Raw genomic sequence first — 20,369 nt, 5'->3', positions numbered from 1 at the left:
GTCCCCCCTTGGGCTTCGAACATCCTCCTGCGTCGATCCGTGTGACCCGGATCCGACCCCGACCGGTAACATCACTGCAACGTGCGGCAAGAGACACGATCGGCGGCGATGCATTTTTGCTGCGCACCGCGACATCTTTGCCCCAGTTGGCGCCGCAGTCATCCCCGACGATTGGTTGCGGAGCGCGCAATCGTGAAGCTATTGCCGCCCGGCAGACGCGGCGATCGTGCCGGACCGGGGAATAGATATGCGCGTGCTTCTCATCGGGCTGGGTGACATCGCTCGCAAAGCATATCTTCCGATTCTGTCGACGCGAGCTGATCTCGACATTCACCTGGCGACGCGCGACGCGGGCGTCCTCGACGAGATCGGCCGCTCGTTTCGTATCGGGCATCGGCACACCAGCGCTGCAGATGCGCTTTCCACCACATCCTTCGACGCCGCCTTCGTCCACGCGTCCACGCAGGCACACGGCGAGCTCGTCAGGCTCCTTGTTGAGGGAGGCGTCCCGACCTTCGTCGACAAGCCGCTCGCCGATAATCTCGGCGACGTCGAAGCGCTTGTCGCCTTGGCCACGGACCGTGTCGTTCCGCTCATGGTCGGCTTCAACCGGCGGTTTGCGCCAGATTATGTCGCATTGCGAGGCATCGACGCGAACCTCATCATCCTCGAAAAGCACCGCTACCGGCAACCCAACGAACCGCGGAAGGTCGTCTTCGATGACTTCATCCATGTCGTCGATACGCTGCTGTTCCTAGCCCCAGGACCGGTTTGCCGACGCAACATCGAAACCCATGTCGTAGACGGCATGATCCACACGATCACCCTCACGCTGGCAGGCGACGGGTTTACCGCCATCGGCACAATGCATCGTAACAGTGGGCTTGACGAGGAACGCCTGGACGTCATTGGCGGTGGGGCACGTCATACCGTGCTGAACCTTGCCGATCGCGTCGAGACGAGCGGGACACAGCGCTTACATCGACGAGGCGATTGGATCTCGGTAGGACAGCAGCGCGGCTTTGCGGCGATGTGCGACGACTTCCTGCTTGCGGCGCGTGAGCGAAGGCCGGTCGATGCCGCCGCTATTCTCGCTACGCATGAAATATGCGAGGCCATCGTCCGTCACACGGAGGCGTGAAGTCTCGGACACGCGTTCCGTGATTTGAAGGCGTCGGCGCACAGCGCGCACCGACAAGGTCGCCCCCACTTCATGTACGCCAGTGCCGACAACCGCCTAAATGGCGGCATGCAGTGGCTTAGCCGGAAACCTCATTGAATGAGTGTCCGCAGCTCGGCGGGGGGAATGCCCTGCAACGTCAGCTTGTGGGTCGTAGGGCAAAGAAGGTCGTGCGTGGCGGCAGTCCCTCGGACTGCCATGGGCCAGGTCTGAAGCGAATTGCGTTGCAAACAACCCAAGGGATATTCGCCGGCATTTGGACGATGCGAGTCAGCGTGGACCCGTCAGCTGCTACGATCACCGTCACGCCGTCGCGTAAGCCCCAGAGCGAGTTGCGTGTCTTCAGGGAAGCCTTGAACGTTTCGTGGGACGGCCCGGTCGGCTGATCTGCACGGTGAAAGGGGGCGTGCAGGAACAATGGATCGCCCGCTCGCAACAGGCGGGCCGCCGCAGCGAGCAGCCCGAGCGTCGTCGACCACAGGCTGATATAGACCATGTTGATGCACGAGATCGGCGCCGCGCTTGCGATCGGTCAGTCTTAGACGGCAGTGTAGAGGCCGAGTGGCGGTCGGACATTGTCTGCCTTGTCGCACCACGTAACGGTCGAGAGGCGGGCGGCGGACTCCGGATCGCTCGGTCGCCATCGGCGTCACAATCCTGAAACAATATCATACTAATCTAATGGGGTATGGAACCGAACAGCCCCGCGCATATGGCGCGAAGGATTCTCATTGGGAGGATCGAGACCCTGAGCATCGGCCAGCCCGGTGCAGCCCTCAGCTTCGAAGGGAGGCTGGCCGCAGAGAACGGATGGACCGGGTCGTTTGCAGACCGGGTCGCGACGGAATATCGTCGCTTCCTCGCGCTGGTCGCGATCAGCGATGAGCAGCTTACGCCGTCGGACGCAATTGATCAGGCGTGGCATCTGCATCTGGCTTATACCCGCGATTATTGGCACGGCCTCTGCCGCGATATCGTCGCGCGCGATATTCATCACGAGCCGACATCGGGTGGCCCCGAGCAGCGCGAGCACTATCGTAACCGCTACGCGCATACGCTCAATTTATACCTGGACACCTTCGGTGCTGCGCCGCCTGACGATGTTTGGCCCGATCCCACCGAACGATTCTCGGGAAATTTCCAGCGGATCGACCGGACCAGAAAGACGCTTCTGGGCGCGGAAGAGGCGACGTTGGTCGGGTTCACTTGCGCCGGCCTGGTTGTCCTGATCGTTCAAGATATGGTGGCGCTGGTTGCGGTTTTCCTCCTTGCCGTTGCGATCGTCACTTGGATCCAAGGTGCGCGACTAAAGGCCGGCACAGCTGGTCGTCGTTTCGATCTGAACTTCGACGGTGGCGCTTGTGGGTCGGACGGATGCGGTAGCGGCGATGGCGGGTGCGGCGGGGGATGCGGCGGGGGGTGCTCATGACCCACCCCGTCTTGCGACGGGCGACGAGGAGGGGCGCACCGCCGCCAAGCGAGACATGCGCGTCGACGGCGGTGCACGCCAGCACCAACCCGAATACTGTAAAGCTGTTCGCACTACCTTTGCTCCGGAGTGGGGCCCGCGGGATTTGCCGCCACGCGCACTGCGTCCTGATATTCGCTCACGAGCGGCAGAGGTGAACGGACGTCCGCTTTCGGCCTGCTCAAAGACACTGCTGCACGAGTGGTTCTGGGTCTTTGCCATCCCGTCTTTCGAGCGGCCGTGAGCCGCAAGTTTTAAGCTGTGCAAGCGCTGAGGGGGTGCTCGGATGTGCGCAGGTGAGGCGACTGGCCTCCTTCCGAAATGGGATCTCTAGCTTTGGGTGTCGACTAAGCTACGCTGACCGTCATGGATCTGGTCTTTGGCTGGCGCACGGCTGTCCTCACGGTGGCAGCGGCAATTTTGCTTCCGCTGGCGGTCGGCTTGTCGACGTCGTTTCACAACCGGCTGGCGGCGCGTACGCTTGCCACGCTGCTGATCGTCATGACCGGCGTCTTCGTGCCCTGGCTGATCGGGTTTGCCGGCTTTTATGATCGCTGGTGGTGGCTGACCTTCGCGCCCTTCTCGAACGCGCTGCTGGTCCCGCCGCTCCTCTATCTGCATGCTTATGCGCTCGTCACCGGCCGCTGGTCGCCCGCGGCCTGGCGACACCTGCTACCTGGCGCCATCCAGTTCGCCTATCAGGCTGCCGCCTTCCTCCTGCCGACGCCGCTGAAGCGTCACTGGGCGGATCTTGCTTTCACGACCGGCAATGCGATCGTCGCATCGCTGCTCGCGATCAGCTTCGTCGTCTATGGCGCGTGGACGATCCGGCTGTTGCACGACTACCGCGACGCCCTGTCGCAAAAGCGCAGCGACGACGCCCGGTTCGCGACGGCGTGGCTCAGCCGCACCGCCGTCGCCTATCCGTTGCTGGCGATCGTCTGGGCGGGCTGGCTGCTGGTCGATGCGGTGACGCCGCTCGGCTATAGGGGGCTGATGCCGCTCTACGCCGCGATCGCGGGGTTCGCTTTGTATCTCGGGATCGCAGGATGGCGGTATCTCGCGTTGCCGTTTCCGGCGCTCGACACACTGGAGCATCCGGAGGTGCGATCACCCGCCGTTCGAAACTGGCAGGCGCAAGGGGAGGAATGGGCGACGCGGATCCGCGATAACGGGTGGTATCGCGACGACGCGCTGACGCTGCGGCGGCTGGCGAGCCTGCTTGGGACCAACGAGACCTATGTGTCGCGCGCGCTCAATGAGGGGCTGGGCGTCGGCTTTTCGGATTTCGTCAACGGTCTTCGCTGCGAGGATGTGGCAGCGGCGCTGGCGGCGGACGATTCCCGGCCGGTCTTGGCGATCGCGCTCGACGCCGGGTTCGCGTCGAAGGCGAGCTTCAACCGCGCCTTCCAGCGGCGCTATGGTCGCGCTCCGAGTGCGTATCGGGCGTCTCACAAACGATAAACCGCATGGCATGGGCGATGATGAGGCGACGCGTACGCGCTCGGCCATGCTTGAAGGGGGTATCCATAACGTCGGAGCTGACATGATCGCATCGCCACCGTCCCGCCGCGCCGTGCTCGGCGGCCTCGGCGCCACCTTTGCAGCCTCGCCGCTGCTCGCCCGGACCTCATCCAGTCCGACGCTGCTCCGCGCCGCGGCGATGCGCGAGGACGTCGCGTTACTGCGCAGGGCATATGCCGAGCTCCACCCCGGCATCCACCGTTACAATACGCCCCGGGAGATCGATGCCCGCTTCGCAGCGCTAGACCAAGCGGCGGCCATCCCCATGACGCTACGGGCGTTCTACCTCACGCTGTCGCGCTTTCTCGCGACCGTGCGCTACGGCCATAGCTATGCCAATTTCTACAACCAGCGACGCGAGATCGCCGTCGCGTTGTTCGAAGCACCGGATCGGTTGCCGTTCGACGTCCTCTGGATCGGCGACGCGATGGTCGTCACGGCTGATCCATTCGCCACGGGGATCTCGCGGGGAAGCCGCATCCTGGCGGTCAATGGCCGATCCGCGAGCGCGATCCTCGCCGCGCTCATGCCGCTCGTGCGTGCGGATGGGCACAACGATGCCAAGCGTCGCCGCCTTCTCTCGGTCCAGGGCGACGACCGCTACGAGACCTTCGACATCTTCTTCTCGATGCTGTTCGGGCAGGACCGCTATCAGCTGACGGTGGAAGACCCCTCCGGACGGCGACGTACCGCGACCGTTGCCGGCGTTTCGCTGGCGCAGCGCCGTACCACCGCGCACGCCGGCGTCGATGCGAGCGGCGACACGCCGGTCTGGACGATCGAGCGGCGCGGTGACGCCGCGCTTCTGTCGATGCCGAGCTGGGGTCTCTACGATAGCAAGTGGGATTGGCGCGGCTGGCTCGATCAGGCGGTCGACCGGCTGGTCGCCGAGCGGGTGCCGCGATTGGTCGTCGATCTGCGCGCGAACGAGGGGGGGCTCGACTGCGGCAACGCGCTCGCCGAACGGCTGGTAGAACGCGAGACGCCGTTCGAGGAGGTCCAGAGGCTCGTCCGCTACCGCACCGTGCCCGACGACCTGCGGCCTGTGCTCGACACGTGGGACCGCAGTTTCGATCATCTGGGAGAGAATGCGACCAGGATCAGCGACCGGTTCCTCCGGCTCGATACGCAAGGCGATCGGGTGGACCCGATCAGACCGCGGGGTACGCGTTATGAGGGCGACGTGCGCGTTCTGATCGGGCCGCAAAACAGCTCGGCGACGTTCCAGTTCGCGGATTTCGTCCGCCGCAATCGCCTTGCAACGCTGATCGGTGAGACGACCGGCGGCAACCGGCGCGGGATCAACGGTGGCTGCTTCTACTTCGTGCGACTGCCTGCGACCGGGCTGGAAGCCGACCTGCCGTTGATCGGCCGGTTTCCGACGACCCCGCAACCCGACCGGGGTGTTACGCCGGACATAACAATCCCGGTCACGCGGGCAGACATCGCGAAGGGCATTGATAGCCCGGTGCGCCGGGCACTTGCGTGACGAATGGCGGCGGCTCCGAGCGCGTGCGTCCGAGATGAACGAACGACCGGAGCTGGTAAGCCGGAACCACTGCGAATGTCCGGGTCTGGGGCACCGCTGTCGTAGTCGTCGCGAGGTCGACCAAGATAGAGGTCTTAGCTACCTTCATCAGCATGATTGCGAGATCCGATCAGACCGCCGATCTCTGCCTCGATCAGGACAGGACCGAACTCATCACCGAGGTGCTGAATGACACCGCGCTAACTTACCGTGAGGGTGCCTTGCTGTGCTTCCGACGGACGGGCCGGGCGTTCCGATCGGGGAGAGACGCAAGCTCAAGCCGTTTCTAGAAGTCGCTGGACCAATTAGTGGGATAGCCGCCACCGCATTCGTACCCGACGCGCGTCCTAACCATGACGCTGAGAACTCGCTCACGGCTGAAATGGTCAGCCGGGTCGAAGGCGCAGCGGAGCAAGCTCCAGCTTCATATCCGGGCGGCTCTGGCAGGCAAGCACGCGATTTGTTTGACGTAATAAACAGTTTTGAATTTATGCAGCCGGAACTGGTCCGGCTGCTCGCGACGAGGGTGAGCAGTCACCTACCAGCATGCGCCATGAAAACCGAGAAGCGATCAAACTTAGAACATGAATTAGCAGCGATCTGTGGGAAGCGGGTAGGCTGATCTAAGTGTCATCTATTGGGTCTTACCAGCTGCAAAGCGGACCGGTAGCTAGCGCCCAATGCCGGACGTTCAGAGTGGCTATACGGGCAACCCATAACGGCCATTCGTTAAGCGCCATCTCTCCCGCTTCTTGTCGCCGACAGGCCATTCGCGAATGCGCAATTGGGACAGGCATTGGAAGTACGGCTGCGTCTACGGACGACTTCGCTAGGCGGCCAGCCGCATCCTGTTGCGACCCTCGTTCTTTGCACCATACAGCGCATCATCGGCTCGCCTCAGCAGCGCGTCGCAAGTCTCCCCAGGCGCCATTTCAGCCACGCCAATGCTCACCGTGACGCCCGGCGTACAGTTGTCCGTGCCGATCGCATGACGCACCCGTTCGGCGACCTTGCTTGCCGCATCCGCTGCGGCATCCGGTAACACGATCACGAATTCTTCACCTCCGAAGCGACCGAGCGTATCGCCGCTGCGCAGTTCCGCGGCAGCGCCTGCTGCCACCCTCTTGAGCACCTCGTCGCCTGTGTGGTGCCCGTAGGTGTCGTTGATGCGCTTGAAGTGATCAATATCGAACATCGCGACGGACATTGGGTGCCCGGTTTCGCGGGCGAGCAGCAACGTCTGCTCAAGCACAAAGCTGGTACGGCGCCGGTTTGCAATTCCGGTAAGCTGGTCTGTTTCGGCAAGAATTATCGCGTTGCGGGCGGCGGTCTCAGCACGAGTGCGGGCCCGTTCGATCTCGGCTTCATGCGCAACCTGGGTCGTTATGTCCTGGATAATGCCGAACAGGCCAATCGACTCATTGACGCCGTTTCGGTCAATCTCACCCTTCGAAAACACATGGCGTACCTCCCCGTCGGGGCGGACGATGCGAGCGGTGAATTCAAAACCCACGCAGTGTTCGAGGGAGCGCCCGATATGTGCCGAAACCGCATCCCTATCGTCAGGGTGATAGGCGTCTATCGCGGTGTCGAGTGACGGCGGAACGCGGTTCTCCACACCGTGAATGCGAAAGACTTCGTCCGACCATGTTATAAGCTGGGTCAACAAATCCAGGTGCCAATGACCCACGTGCGCCGCACCTTCGGCAAGCTCGAGCAACCGCAGCTTGTTCGCGTTGCTATCGATCAGCTGTTGTCTAGTCGCAAGCAAGGCGGCAATCGGCAGGGCAGCCGCGAACAGGGCCAGCAGATAGAATTGCAGAAAGATGCTACGTGCATACGCCTGACCATCAGCGATTGCCTGCGGATCAGAGCCGAAAATATGGGCCAATGAGCTGGCCGTGGCAACGATCAGCACACTTCCGGCGGCGCCAAACGGACCCATTCGCAACGCTGCCAGAAGGACTGCAAGCATCGGCAGGAAAAGCAGCGAGTAGTTGACCTGAGAGAAAGCGATTATCGACACGCTGGCCACGAGCAGAAATATCGCGATGGCTTGCGGGGCTGCTGCCAGGCCATCGCGAAACCTTTTGCGATAGAAGGCTCGGCCCGAGATCAGGATGAGCGGGGCAACGATTAGAATTCCCAGCAGATCAGTCGTGAACCACGAAAGCCAGAAGCTGATCCCGACAGCCGTTGTCGCGCAGGCGGCGATCGTCGCGCTCAACGCTGCCGCGGCCGCTGCGGCGATGCAGAACCAGACCAAGCCCTTTGGATCGGTGAATGAATCACGACGCCGCGTTCGGTTTCGTAAAAGCCATGCCGCAAATCCGGACTCGGACACGTTAGCGAGCGTGAAACCGATCGAAAGCAGGACGCCATTCCCGCCGCCGAGGTTGGCAGCGAGACTGGCCATTGCTGCGGCGCCTATGTGCCACACGATGCGATTCCGAGGTTCGACCAGTAAGGCTGCGAACAGAATGCCGCTGGGCGGCCACAGCATCGCGATCCCGTCAGCACCGCGGGTAAGGTAGAGGGACGCGAAGGCCGCCAGATAGTAACCAACGCCTGTGGCGATCGGTAGCGCTGCAAAACGTGTGAGCTCGGTTACACGGTGGGCTATTCGGTTCATGCGCAAAATGTAGGAGGCGACGGTTAACGGATCATAAGGACTGGTGTATTTTCAATCGGTTGTGAAGCCTGCTCCAAATTTGGCTCCATCGCCGATAGCGAGGTTCGGCCGGCGCCATGCGAAACAGAGCAGGTCGTCTGATCTGCGCACCCGCCCTTGGGGATGCCTACGCGGCGTTATGTGAAGATTGCGGCGCAGAACCCGCCCGCCGCGGATCTTCAGCGCCTCAAGCTGATCCAGGGCAGCGTGGGTTTGGCAAAGCGGGGCCACGACGGCCTCCAGCTTGTTTGCCCGAAATCTAGACAGCACGCTTGGGGCGGCGGTGCTAGGCACCGTGCCCAATGCCAGCCTCGCCCGCGGACACGCTGGGGCGCTGCAACAGATTTAGCAGATGCTCGTGGACCAGGGGTCGGCGGCAAGCGCAGTGACGAGCCGGGCAGGGCAAGCGCACGGCTAGCCCCTGACGTTCCAAGGCATCCTTATGATCGCAGGCGTCACGCTGGCGTTCTCGGTGTTCGTACGGCAAGCGACGAAGGAGCACGTGGCGCCAACCTAAACCGATGTCTGAGCGCAAGCAGCTGAAGCAGCGGCATCAAAGTCTGCCTGTGGGTCAACATCGCAAAGGCGCGCGGCAAATTCCGCCCAGGCCTATTCCCCCCAACGCTACCGCTCAAACAGACGCCTCAAGAATACGGTTTCCACCTCGCGCCGCAGATCGTTGTTCGGCTTTTTCAGAAAGCCGTGCCCTTCGTCGGCGAACACCACATACCAAGTGTCGTTGCCGTTTGCGCGCAGGCGCGCCACGATCTGGTCCGATTCTGATTGGGGCACACGCGGGTCATTGGCGCCCTGCATCACCAGCATCGGCTTTGTGATCCGCGCGACATTCGTGAACGGTGACACCCGCGTTAGTACCGCGCGCATCGCCGGATCGCGCTCGTCGCCATATTCTGCGCGGCGATTGTCGCGACGATAGGCCTCGGTGTTCTGGAGGAACGTGTTCCAGTTGCTGATCCCGTAGCGCTCGACCCCGCCGACCAGCCGGTCCGAATAATGCGTCATGACGGCAAGGCTCATATAGCCGCCATAGGACTGACCATAAACCGCGACACGACCTGCATCGAGGCCCGGCTGCGTGTCGATCCAGTCGAGCAGGGCGCCGATATCCTTTACCGAGTCCTCGCGCTTCACGCCATTGTCGAGGTTGAGGTAGCGCTTGCCATAGCCGTCGCTGCCGCGGACGTTGGGAAGGATCACCGTCGCCTTCAACACATCGGCAAAATATTGCGCGCCATAGTTCCAGATCGGGCGCGTCTGCGCCTCCGGGCCCCCATGGATGTCGATAATTACCGGCGTCCGCGTGCCTGCCGGCAAGCCCTTGGGCCGATAGACGAAAGCCGGGACAGACAGGCCGTCGAAGGACTTGAAGCGTACGAGCTCGGGCTCGGCAAGCGTGGCGGGATCGAGTTCGCCCAGCTCCGACTCGGTCCAGCGTGTCAGGCCGCCTCCGGTCACGCCCCAGCTCCACACGTCACCGGCGGAAGTGGCCGAGGTCAGGCCAATCGCCAGATTTCTGCCGTCGAGCGAAAATCTGAGCGCGGTCAGGACGCCGCGCGGCAGCACCGGTTGCGGTAGCGCGCGGCGGGTGACCCGATCCTGCACCACCACGCGCGAGAAGCCGTCCTCGTTCACGGAATAGGCGAGCACGCGCCCGTCATCCGTCAGATCGAAGCTCTCGACGTCCCATTTCAGGTTCGGCGTCAGTACCGTCTGCGCGCCGCTGGCGATATCGATCTCGACCAGTCGGCGCGTGTCGCTGCCGGAATCGGAGATGGCGATCAGCTTCCGTCCGCCCGGCAGATAGCGTGGGTCGGCATAGACGGCAGCGTCAGCCTTCGGCGCGATGCGGCCCGCCTTGCCGGTCTTGAGATCCAGCTCGAACAGTTGGTCCTCACGGTTGGAAAGGCTGCGCACAAATATCAGCCGCGCGGCGTCGGGCGCGATATCGGCGGGCGCCACCGCGCCGTCGGACTGGTAAAGCGTGCGCGGGTTGCCGCCCGCTTTTGGGTCGACCCCCAGGATTGCATAAGCGGCGCTTCCCTTGGTCGCCCGCGCCCATGCCATCAGCGCGCCGTCCTTGCTGAAAACCGGCGACTGGTTGCGGGTGCCGGCTTCGGTCACCGGCGTGGCTACACCGGTGAGGCCGCGCGTATAAAGTTGAAACCACTCGTCCCCGCCCGTGTCGTGCGTCATCACGAAACGATCGCTGCGGGGGATCGTCGTCGCGGCGGCAATCGGCTCGGCACCGAACGTGATCTGTTTGCGTGCGCCACCGGGGGTTGCGACGTGATGCAATTGCTGCGTTGCGCCAAAGCGCGTCGCGATCAGCATCGAGCCGTCCGGCAGCCAATCCTCGAACTGCGCCGCCCGACTATTCTGATAGCGCTGCACCGCCTCGCGCACCTCGACGGGGATACTGGGCACGCCAGAGAGCGTGGCGCTGCCGACCTGCTGCGTCGGCACGGTCTGCGCTGCGGTTCCGGTAGCGAGCGCGAACAGCGCGACGGTTGCGACGAGAGGCTTGATCATTCGCCGGTTGTCGGTCGCCGGGCACCGTTAGGTCAAGGGCGGGTACAGCGGGTCCGCTGAATTGCTAGCGGTCTCGCGTGATCGACATCGTGATTTATCGCCCCGATTCTATCCTCAGCCGATCGGCGAACATCTCGCGTCCATCGCAGGGAGTGCGATTTGCGTCTCAACAATAGAACGCTCGATGATCGCAAGCGTCGCCTACAGCTTGAGCCAAAAAATGGTCTTTATCGCAGTTCCAGCCGCTTCTCGACGCAAGCCGACACAGTTACCTGCTAACTTCAGCATCGATGGAATGCGTAGCCATGGCGGCGCTTCTCCTTAATATATCTAGGCAGGTCGTGATCGGACCGACGATGCCACAAACAGCCGAGCGAGATTCAATGTCCGGTAAGCCCGGAGGTGGGCTTTGGCGTCGGTACCGGAAGGGCGACCGGCGCCAACTTCTATTTCAGCACATAGCGCGGTATCAGACCGTATGGCTCGTGCGCAAAAGCTGAAGGTTTACAGGACGGTCGCTGGCTTCAATGATGCCTATGTCGCTGCAACGAGTCAGAACGCTGCCCTCGAGGCCTGGGGCAGCGAGCGAGACCCGTTCGCGCGAGGGATAGCTGAGCTCGTCACAGACCCCGCGCTGACCGCAGAGCCTTTGGCGTCGCCAGGCGTGGTCGTGAAGCATTCTCGGGGCACGACCGCGGAGCAGATCAAGGCCATGCCGGTCCCCGAACTGCGGACAGCGCGGGGAGATGTTTCGGCGCGCCCCGAAACGTCCGAACAGCCGCAAAAACCGAAGTCTGCACCGAAACCGAAGCCGAGCAGCGCGAAGCTCGAGGCGGCGGAGGCTGCGCTGGAGACGGTGGCGGCCGATTACGGCGGCAGGATGAAGGGGTTGGCGGACCGGGAGGCCAAACTGGCCCGCGAGCGACGTGAGCTTGAAGAACAACACCGCGCAGACGTCGGCGCGGCAGAGGCTGCAGTCGAAGCCGAGCGTCAACGATATGACGCCGCGATGCGACAATGGCGAAAAGCAAAAAGCGACACTTGAGTCGCACCTGCCCAAGGGCATGGTCTATCCCGCGCACGGCGTCCTGTGTCGGGACGCTGCTATTCATGGTTACCGCTTCGCTAACCCTCAATATCCGGAACGATCATCCTTCAACACGGCTTCTAGATCCGTGAGCAAACCGAACTGTCGACATGAATCATCATGAGCACGACCCTCGTATCAGCCGTTTTCGACAATCACGCCGATGCAGAGCGCGCCGTTTCAGAGCTGCGCGCGGCGGGCATTAGCGACAGCGCGATTTCGATCGTGGCGCAGCATGATGGCAAGAACACGACCACAGACGGCAACGGCGACACGCAGGAGTTTGTCGGCAAGGTCGCAGCCGGCGCTGGCATCGGAACGCTGCTCGGTATCGCCGCACTCGCAATACCCGGCGTCGGCCCTCTGGTTGCAGCGGGCGCGATCGCGTCGGCAGCGATCCCCGGTGCGGCCGTCGTCGGTGCGGCGCTCGGTGGCGCCGTCGGGGGGCTGGAGAAAGTCATGACGGACCATGGCGTCAGCCGGGTCGATGCCAGCTATTATGAGGGTTGCATCAACGAAGGTGGCGTGTTCGTGTCGGTCGATACAGCCGGGGCAGGGGTCGCTCCCGAGGATGCAGCCGATGTGCTGTATCGCTCCGGCGGTCACACATCGACGCGTGCCAAGGTCGCGTCGGCGTAATCCGCTCTGCTTTGCTGGCTCTAAAAAGCGGGCGTTCCGAAGGGGGCGCCCCGTCTCGGCATTGGACAGCATCGAAGGCGAGTATCGCGGCGCCTGAGCCGAACCCGTGTGCCCATCGCGCCATTTGCCAATGTGACCAGGCCCGCTACAGGCCGCCCCGCAATGGCGCATGTCAGGACCTCATGATGATCAGTACACCCCGCTCGATCGACGACCGCATCGCAGAGGTGGCCACGCACGGGGACGCGGCCTGGTTCAACAATAATCTCGATCGACGCATCCGGATACGCCAGGCCGTTGCAGGGGAGTTCGCCGAGAATATCGGACAGCCCCCTGTTGGCATGCAGTGGTTCGTACTCGTCCTCGAGGCGCAGCCCGGTGCTCGTCTTCGTCAGCCCATTGCCTTGTCGATCGGGTTTGACATCAGCGGTTTGGACGATGGCGCGCTGTTCAGCCTGTTCAAACAGGCGGCCCCCGTGGAATCACGCGATCTGCTGAGCAAGCTCCGCGCGGCGAAGCTACCAGGCATCACGAAGCCAGCGAGCTAAAAATATACTAGAGCTCGACGATCTTCTCGCAGGCAGAGGCCTTCCCAAAGGGCGCTTGGGGTAGAACCAGTCCCCCGGGACGTTCACGAAGGCGTTGGCCGGGGAAGGGCATCGAGCGCTGCCGATACCTGCAGGCGCAAATCGTCGTCCCGGGAAATTTCGAGCATCGCGCTGAGGCTGTTGCGGGCGCCGGCAACATCTTCGGCGACCAGCTGAAGTCTGGCTCGCTCCCACCAACCATGGGCGTGCGTGGGCGCAACGATCGTCATGCGGTCGTACAGGACTAGCGCGCGCGCGGGATTGCCGACCTGCTCTGCACGGGTCGCCTGGTTGAGCAGCAGTCGAACAAGCGCCGATCGGTTCGACAGGGGCAGCATCCCGTTGGAAAACCGCGCCTGGCCCGTCATCTGCTCCAACAAGGCTTCCACCTGTTCGGGGGCGACGATGCGACCGTCATTGAAGGGATCGATGATCAGCGCCTCCGGTGCGTCGCCAAGGCGGACCAGGACGTGACCGGGGGTGTTGAGCGGCATCGCCGACCATCCAAGGCGTCGGGCCATTGCCACATAGAGGATTGACAGACTGATCGGCAGGCCGAGCCGTCGATCGACGACAGCGATTAGGTCCGCATTCTGGGGATCGTCGTAGTGCGTGCGGTCGCCGGAGAATCCGAAATCCTCGACCATGACGCTGCGCAGCGTCTGGGCCTGAGCGACGTTGCCTGCTGCGTCGCCGTCCGCAGCGCGCAGGGCCAATTCTATGCCAGTGAGCTCGTCGAGATAGTCGTCGAAGTCGATACCGGGATGATCGAGCGCTGCGAGTTCCAGGGCGGCCAGATCGAGCTCGATCTCCCCGTCTTCCATGAGCCCGAGATGAAGAATGCTATTGGTCATAAGACGCTAGATGGGGGCTCTTCCGATCGTTCCTATGCCCGACTTGACTGCCGGCATGATCAGCCGAGCGACAACCGGACCGGCGTCGAGGATCAACACGCCGCCACCGATCGGACTGGCGTGAAGGCTGCGCCGACCCGAACGAAACTTACCCCCGAGCCGGCGCGTTGCGGCGGTGCCGGAGCAGTCTGCTTCGCAGCCATTTGCTTAGCGAGGATACTATCATGGGCCTGTTTTCCAAAGATATCGTGACGTTCGACGACCTGTTCCTGCACCAGTTGCAGGATGTGTATTACGCGGAAAACCAGATCACCAAGGCGCTGCCGAAGATGGTGGCCAAGGCAACGGCGCCAGCCCTGAAGCAGGGTTTCGAAACCCATCTGCGTGAGACGGAAGGGCAGATCACGCGCCTCGAGCGGATTTTCGACCTGCTGGGCGAAAAGGCGAAGGCCGTGACCTGCCCAGCGATCGACGGCATCATCAAGGAAGCCAACGAAGTCGCCGGCGAGATCGAGGACAAAGCCGTTCTGGATGCCGCGCTGATCGCGTCGGCACAGGCCGTCGAGCATTACGAGATCACGCGCTATGGCACGCTGATCGCTTGGGCGAACCAGCTCGGCCGCGCCGATATCGCTGCGATCCTGAAAGAAACGCTCGATGAGGAATATGCGACCGACGACAAGTTGACCGCGATGGCAACGTCGAGCGTGAACGTCAAAGCGGAAGCGGTCACCGCATAAGCGTTTCGGTGTCGGGGGGCCAATGCCCCCCGACCATATATAGTCCATGAAAGGCACGTTCGATGGCTGATGATATCGCGTTCACGCTTCCCGAAGCCTTACGTGCGCAAAAACACATGCGTGATGCACTGGGCCTGGGTGAAGAACGGTTCCCGGTCCCCGCCTTCATCAACATGGTAAGCGACGAGATCGAGCAGCTGCGCAACGCCGGGAAGACCGATGGCGAAATCGCCGCGCTTGTTGAGGAGTCGAGCGGTCATGCCCTCACCGAAGCGGATATCGCGCGCTATTACACGCCGGCCGAAGACCGGCATTCCAACGAGCACTGAAACTGCCCCGACCAGCTACGGGATTATGCCTCTTGTTGAGGGCAGGGCACACAGATTTGCTGTCCTGAACAAGACCGCCACTTCCAGCGTCGAGCGTCCTACCCGTCTTGATACTGTGATAGACGCGTGGGTGGGTGATCATGAGCGCCGGCGATGCGACCCATCTCAGGGCGATACGCCATAGGCTGCGAACTCGTCGGCGGGTGCGCTTCGCGGTGAACATGCCGCCCTTTAACGTGACACGGCGGCGATGTTCGATGCCCGCGACTGTCCTGGCGATATCGTTCTTGCGGCAACAGGATCGTTTCCACCGTGCGCGTATGCAGTGGATAGGGGACGGCGTACGGCGCATCACGGTCGCGCCCGGCGTCGCGGGCGAAATCAGCACGACAGCCGCTCGCCATCCCGTGGTTGGATACCAGCCTGAGGTCCAATCCATGCGCGCGTTACCCGTCATCGAAAGGCTCGCTCGCCCGTCCTCGGATCGAAGCTGCTGGCGGTCGAATCGACATCGACAAAGTTGGATTCGCTCTTCCAATAGTCTCGCAACGCCCGGTCGCGCGCATCGCCGACCAGCCTGTGCCGGTAATCAGGGCGAAGATGATCAGGTCGCACCCCTTGCCGGAACTGGTACCCGATGGGAGGCAGGCTCAAGACCTATCCAGGCTATCCGCATGACACGCCGACGTCATCAACGCCGACATCCTCGCGTTCATCCGCAGATAACCGTCGGCGGCAGGCGGGATACGTATCGCGCCTGCCGCCCTCTACCTAAAAAGGTCGATGCCGGCGATGGCCATATGCCTCCTGGGGGATGCAAGACCGATGAAGGTCATGCGGACGTAGACAGCGTTAACCTTCGTATCGAACACGATGCGCTGCGGCGAGAGCGCGTTGGCGATGTTCGAGAACTCGTCGGCAGCCGCCTTGACCCATGTCTTCCCGTCGAGGCTTGTCTCGACAAGGAACCGTTTCGGTGGCGCGGTATCCGTCATCACCGCGCGCGAGGGCGTCAGGATGAAGCCAGCCAAGTGCTGAGGCGTGGTCAATTTGAATGTGACGGTCGGCCGATCCGCCGTCGACGCAACGGGAACCTGCCAGACTGTGTTCGAATCATTGTCGAGCACGGCGCCGGCAGTCTGTCCCGATGCCGAGACGATCGATATCTCGGACGCCTGCAGCACATCGCGGCTACGCGCGGCGGGCAGCGCGACTGCGATCGGCGCGATCTGGCGGAACAGCGCGATCTCGCTGATCGCCGGACACGCCTGTGCGGCGACGATCCGCAGGCGCAGCCGTCGTGCGACGACGGGCGCGGGCAGGCGGACGACACGCTGTGCGGCGATGCACGTGCCCGATGCGATCTCCGACCACCCCTTGCCGCGATCGACGTCGACCGCAAAGCGGTCGACGCGGACGCCAAGCGGCAGGAACTCCCGGATCCGGACGAGATCGAAGCTGCGGCCGGGCGGAAGGTCGAGGACAAGGCTTGGCGTATGCACGGCGTCGGGGGTCGACCAATAGCTATCAGGACTCCGATCGAGCACATTGGCCGCCGCAAAGCGCGGCCCGCGAACGTGATCGGCCGACGCGAGCGCGCCGGTCGCACGATTGTCCGCGAACGTCGCGCGCTGCGCGGTACCAAATGACTGCAGAATGGCGACGTCGGGATCGGCGAGACGGCCGCGCCTGTCGGGTGGCAGATTCAGGATCAGATTGGTGCCGCGCGCGATCGATTCGTCGAACAATTGCAGCATCCGCTTGGGATCCTTGACCTTCGCGTCCTCGTCGGCGTGGTAGAACCAGCCCGGGCGGATCGAGGTGTTGGTTTCGGCGGGCCACCATAAGGGGCCGTTGCGAAGACCGGCATTGCCGTCCGCCTGGCTCGGTTTGCGGTTGGCCATAGTCGGCCAGCACGGATCGCCGGCGACACCATCCTCGTTGCCGACCCACCGCACGTCGGACCCTAGCGGTTCGAAGGTGCAGGCCATGGGCTGATGCTGATGCACCAGGGCGAAGATCAACGGCCAATTATAATAGGTCTCGGAGTCGATCTTCCGTGTCTCGCGGGCGCCGCCATAATAGCCGTCGCCGCCGTTGGCGCCGTCGAACCAGAACTCAAACAGCTGGCCGTAGCGCGTACAGAGTTCGACGATCTGTTTGCGGTAATAGTCGAGATAGCCGGGGCGGCCATATTCGGCGTGATTGCGGTCCCAGGGTGACAGATAAAGGCCGAAGTCTAGGCCGGCGCGCCTAGCCGCTTGCTCGAATTCGCGGACCACATCGCCTTTACCATCACGAAACGGGCTGTTCCTGACGCAATGCTCGGTCAGCATCGTCGGCCAGAGACAGAATCCGTCATGATGCTTGGCGGTAAGCACGATCCCGCGCAGGCCGCCGGCCTTGGCCGCTCCGACGATCTGATCCGCCGAGAAGTCGGTTGGTGCGAACAATTTGGGGTCTTCGTCGCCATAGCCCCATTCGCGATCGGTGAAGGTGTTGATCGAAAAATGGACGAAGGCGTATTGCTCGCGTGCGTGCCAGGCCAGCTGGCGCGGGGAGGGGGTTGCTCCCCAGGGCGCGGGTGAAGTTCCGGGCGATGGCTTGCGCGCCCAGCCGCTAGACGACGCTGTCGATGCCAGGCCGGAGGCGAGCCCCGAGGCAAGCATAGCGCGGCGGGTGATGATCGACATGGGGACTCCTGGAACGTTTCGGGTCATGTGGCATCGCTCTCGCGTGGCGTGCTGCTGGCGGCGTTCGGAGCGGTTCTGCGTACCGCGACGTCGTAGCGTCGGCCCTTCACAGTCTCGAACGTGATAGACTGTGCATCCTGCTCGAACCGGACGATCGCCCCCCGCTGAACAACCTTGAGCGGTTCGAACCCTGACGGCAATCGGACCGAAAGGCGCGTGTCGCCGGCAATTACCGTCGCGTCGACATGGCCATCGCTCCACGCGACCGCGACCTCGTGACCGCCCCGCGCGCGGAGCCCGACGACGCGACCGCTGGTCCATTGCGGGGGGACCGCAGGCAGCAGCGCGATCTCGGTTTCGCGGCTCTGTAGCAGCATCTCCGCGATCGCCGCGGTGATGCCCAGATTGCCATCGATCTGGAATACGGGCCGTGGCTTTGCCGGATGCGTGTCGAGCAGGTTCGCTGCGACGCTGTTGGCGATGAACGCGGAAAGCGATCGCCCGGCCTGCGCGCCGTCACCCAGCCGGGCCCAGACCGCGGTCGCCCAGGCACGGCTCCAGCCCGTGCTGGCACCGCCATGCGCCTCGCGGCGCGCGATCGACGCGCGCGCAGCCCGGGCGAGCGCGGGCGTCCGGACGGGGTCGATCGCATCGCCAGGATAGAGCGGATAGAGATGCGAGATGTGCCGGTGGCCCGGGTCCTGCTCGGCGACGTCGGTCGCCCATTCCTGAAGCTGGCCATATTGGCCGGTGCGATAGGGCTCGAGTTGCTTCAGCAACCCGGCGAGGCGCACCGTGAGCCCGTGGACATCACCGATTACTGCCATGGCTGCGATGCAGTTCGTGAACAGTTCGCGGATCAGCGCGAGGTCCATCGTGCAGCCTGCCGAGATCGCGGCTGACTTGCCGGTCGCGGTCAGAAACAGGTTCTCAGGCGAGATTGACGGGGCGGTCGTGAGATGGCCGCTTCGCGGATCGCGAACCAGCCAGGCTGCACAGAATTCGGCGCAGCCTTGCATCAATGCAAAGCCGCGCGTCTTGAGGAAGTCGCGGTCGCCGCCGAAGCGGTAATGATCCCAGACGTGCTGCACCAGCCATGGGCCCGCCATCGGCCAGTTCGCCCAATTGGGATCGCCGACACCCGCACCGACGGGGTTGCTCATTGCCCACAAATCGCTGTTATGATGCACACACCAGCCCGGCATTCCGTAGAATTTCCGCGCGGTGCGCGCGCCGGTGACCGCGAGTCGTTCGATGTGATCGATCAGCGGAAGATGGCAGTCTGCGAGATTGCAGGTCTCGGCGGCCCAATAGTTCATCTGTAGATTGATGTTCGTCGTGTAGTTCGAGCTCCAAGGCGGACGTACCGCTGCATTCCACACGCCCTGAAGATTGGCGGGCATCGTATCGGCACGGGAACTGGCGATGAGGAGATAGCGGCCGAGCTGGAACAGGCGTTCGGCACGCGGTGTATCGCCGTCCCCGATCGTGCCGTTGAGTTCGAGCGAGGCGCGACGGTAGAGCGCCTGATGATCGCTGACGTGACGCTTTACTAGTGTCGTATAGTCATGACGTCTGGCAGCCGCGAGGTCGCGTTCGGCCGAAGCGCGGACCGCGGCGACTGGTGTGTCGGGCGCGAGGTCGAAGCGGCGAAACCCTGTGGCGGCGGCGATGCGGACGATCGCGGTTGTGGCGCCGCGGATGTGCAGCGCGCTCTCCGACGCGGTGATTGCGCCGCCATCGGTTTCGACCGACAGGATCGTCGCGAACGCCATGCCCCAACCAGGGCTATCCGAATATCGGATAGGGTCGGGAACGTCGCGGTAATCGGGCTCGCTCTGCGTGGGCGCCTTGCCGAGCAGGGTGATCTGGTTGCTGCCCGGGTGCGCGGTGGCCGTCACCGTCGCGCGCAGCTTGCTCGTCAGCATCAGGCGGCAATCGATCATGCCGCGTCGATCCGCGGTGAGGCGCAGCACGATCACGCCATCGGGGTGCGAGGCGAACAGGTCGCGGCCGAAGCCTGTCCCGCCAGCGCGATACGTGACGGATGCAACCGCGCGATCGAGGTCGAGCGTCCGGCGATAGTCCTGCGGGGCTTCGCGATGGTCCATCTCGAGGTGGAGATCCGCCATCGGAGCATAGCTCGCACTGAACGGCCCCTGGAGAGCATGGCTCAGTTGATCGGCACTGATCGGATCATCGGCGAACACGGCGCGGCGAACTGCAGCGAGTGCGTCCCGGTTGCGAGGATCGGCATGGTCTCGATCGACGCCCGCCTGCCCGGGGTTGACGTCGGGCTGGCCGCTCCACAATGTATCGTGATTGAGCGACAATATGTCGCGTACGACCCCGCCGCCCATCATCGCGGCGAGCCGGCCGTTACCCACGGGGTGCCCGAGCAGCCACTCGCTCGCGGGCTCGGTCGCCGCAATCCGGTGGCGCTCGTCCGCGCCGGGGGCGCTGGCTTCGGCGGCGCCCAGCCCCGTGAAGAGCCCGGCGAACATGGAACCGGTCCCTGC

At 63.3% G+C, this 20,369-nt stretch carries 15 protein-coding genes; 9 read left to right on the top strand and 6 right to left on the bottom strand.

Annotation, left to right across the window (positions count from 1 at the left end; all coding sequences use genetic code 11):
- The first annotated feature begins 247 nt into the window (after positions 1-247).
- Positions 248-1,141: a Gfo/Idh/MocA family protein gene (locus tag C8J24_RS17185; RefSeq protein ID WP_107934442.1), complete on the top strand. Its 894-nt coding sequence runs from the start codon at positions 248-250 to the stop codon at positions 1,139-1,141.
- Positions 1,142-1,319: 178 nt separating this feature from the next.
- On the opposite strand, the gene C8J24_RS18090 is transcribed toward C8J24_RS17185, so the two are convergent.
- Positions 1,320-1,691 (bottom strand): DUF938 domain-containing protein, encoded by a 372-nt coding sequence (locus C8J24_RS18090; RefSeq protein ID WP_420894124.1) that lies wholly within the window; start codon positions 1,689-1,691, stop codon positions 1,320-1,322.
- A 177-nt stretch (positions 1,692-1,868) separates the two neighbouring features.
- On the opposite strand from C8J24_RS18090, the gene C8J24_RS17175 reads away from it, so the two are divergent.
- The 3 genes from C8J24_RS17175 to C8J24_RS17165 all read left to right on the top strand — a co-directional run bounded on the left by C8J24_RS17175 (position 1,869) and on the right by C8J24_RS17165 (position 5,661).
- Positions 1,869-2,609, top strand: coding sequence for a glycine-rich domain-containing protein (locus C8J24_RS17175; RefSeq protein ID WP_107934438.1), 741 nt, complete (start codon positions 1,869-1,871; stop codon positions 2,607-2,609).
- 405 nt (positions 2,610-3,014) lie between these two features.
- Positions 3,015-4,112, top strand: a complete 1,098-nt coding sequence (locus C8J24_RS17170) for a helix-turn-helix domain-containing protein (protein WP_208621002.1) — start codon at positions 3,015-3,017, stop codon at positions 4,110-4,112.
- Positions 4,113-4,194: 82 nt separating this feature from the next.
- Positions 4,195-5,661, top strand: a complete 1,467-nt coding sequence (locus C8J24_RS17165) for a S41 family peptidase (RefSeq protein ID WP_167396806.1) — start codon at positions 4,195-4,197, stop codon at positions 5,659-5,661.
- A gap of 868 nt (positions 5,662-6,529) precedes the next feature.
- Here C8J24_RS17165 and C8J24_RS17155 read toward each other — a convergent pair.
- A complete protein-coding gene (locus tag C8J24_RS17155; RefSeq protein ID WP_107934433.1) occupies positions 6,530-8,332 on the bottom strand; it encodes a GGDEF domain-containing protein in 1,803 nt (600 codons plus the stop codon).
- 663 nt (positions 8,333-8,995) lie between these two features.
- Positions 8,996-10,921 (bottom strand): S9 family peptidase, encoded by a 1,926-nt coding sequence (locus C8J24_RS17150; RefSeq protein WP_107934431.1) that lies wholly within the window; start codon positions 10,919-10,921, stop codon positions 8,996-8,998.
- A 478-nt stretch (positions 10,922-11,399) separates the two neighbouring features.
- Between C8J24_RS17150 and C8J24_RS17145 the strand changes: the two genes are divergently transcribed.
- The 3 genes from C8J24_RS17145 to C8J24_RS17135 all read left to right on the top strand — a co-directional run bounded on the left by C8J24_RS17145 (position 11,400) and on the right by C8J24_RS17135 (position 13,195).
- On the top strand, positions 11,400-11,966 hold the full coding sequence (locus tag C8J24_RS17145; RefSeq protein ID WP_107934429.1) for a hypothetical protein: 567 nt from the start codon (positions 11,400-11,402) through the stop codon (positions 11,964-11,966).
- A 162-nt stretch (positions 11,967-12,128) separates the two neighbouring features.
- Positions 12,129-12,647, top strand: coding sequence for a general stress protein (locus tag C8J24_RS17140; protein ID WP_107934427.1), 519 nt, complete (start codon positions 12,129-12,131; stop codon positions 12,645-12,647).
- A gap of 185 nt (positions 12,648-12,832) precedes the next feature.
- Positions 12,833-13,195: a hypothetical protein gene (locus C8J24_RS17135; RefSeq protein WP_146163734.1), complete on the top strand. Its 363-nt coding sequence runs from the start codon at positions 12,833-12,835 to the stop codon at positions 13,193-13,195.
- An 83-nt stretch (positions 13,196-13,278) separates the two neighbouring features.
- Here the strand turns inward: C8J24_RS17135 and C8J24_RS17130 are convergent, their stop codons facing one another.
- Complete coding sequence (locus tag C8J24_RS17130) at positions 13,279-14,088, bottom strand: SirB1 family protein (protein ID WP_107934422.1); 810 nt, start codon at positions 14,086-14,088, stop codon at positions 13,279-13,281.
- Positions 14,089-14,312: 224 nt separating this feature from the next.
- Between C8J24_RS17130 and C8J24_RS17125 the strand changes: the two genes are divergently transcribed.
- Positions 14,313-14,828 carry a YciE/YciF ferroxidase family protein gene (locus C8J24_RS17125; RefSeq protein ID WP_031393879.1) on the top strand — a complete coding sequence of 172 codons (516 nt, stop codon included), beginning with the start codon at positions 14,313-14,315 and terminating at the stop codon, positions 14,826-14,828.
- A 62-nt stretch (positions 14,829-14,890) separates the two neighbouring features.
- Positions 14,891-15,157: a hypothetical protein gene (locus tag C8J24_RS17120; RefSeq protein WP_146163733.1), complete on the top strand. Its 267-nt coding sequence runs from the start codon at positions 14,891-14,893 to the stop codon at positions 15,155-15,157.
- Positions 15,158-15,924: 767 nt separating this feature from the next.
- Here the strand turns inward: C8J24_RS17120 and C8J24_RS17115 are convergent.
- Both C8J24_RS17115 and C8J24_RS17110 read right to left on the bottom strand, forming a co-directional pair.
- Positions 15,925-17,850, bottom strand: coding sequence for an alpha-L-fucosidase (locus tag C8J24_RS17115; RefSeq protein WP_107934418.1), 1,926 nt, complete (start codon positions 17,848-17,850; stop codon positions 15,925-15,927).
- A gap of 23 nt (positions 17,851-17,873) precedes the next feature.
- Positions 17,874-20,354 (bottom strand): glycoside hydrolase family 95 protein, encoded by a 2,481-nt coding sequence (locus C8J24_RS17110; protein ID WP_244180875.1) that lies wholly within the window; start codon positions 20,352-20,354, stop codon positions 17,874-17,876.
- Positions 20,355-20,369: the final 15 nt, after the last annotated feature.

The sequence above is a fragment of the Sphingomonas aerolata genome (genome assembly GCF_003046295.1).
GTDB lineage: Bacteria > Pseudomonadota > Alphaproteobacteria > Sphingomonadales > Sphingomonadaceae > Sphingomonas > Sphingomonas aerolata.
Note: the sequence above shows the minus strand (reverse complement) of the source record. Positions and strands in the feature narration are given on the sequence as shown.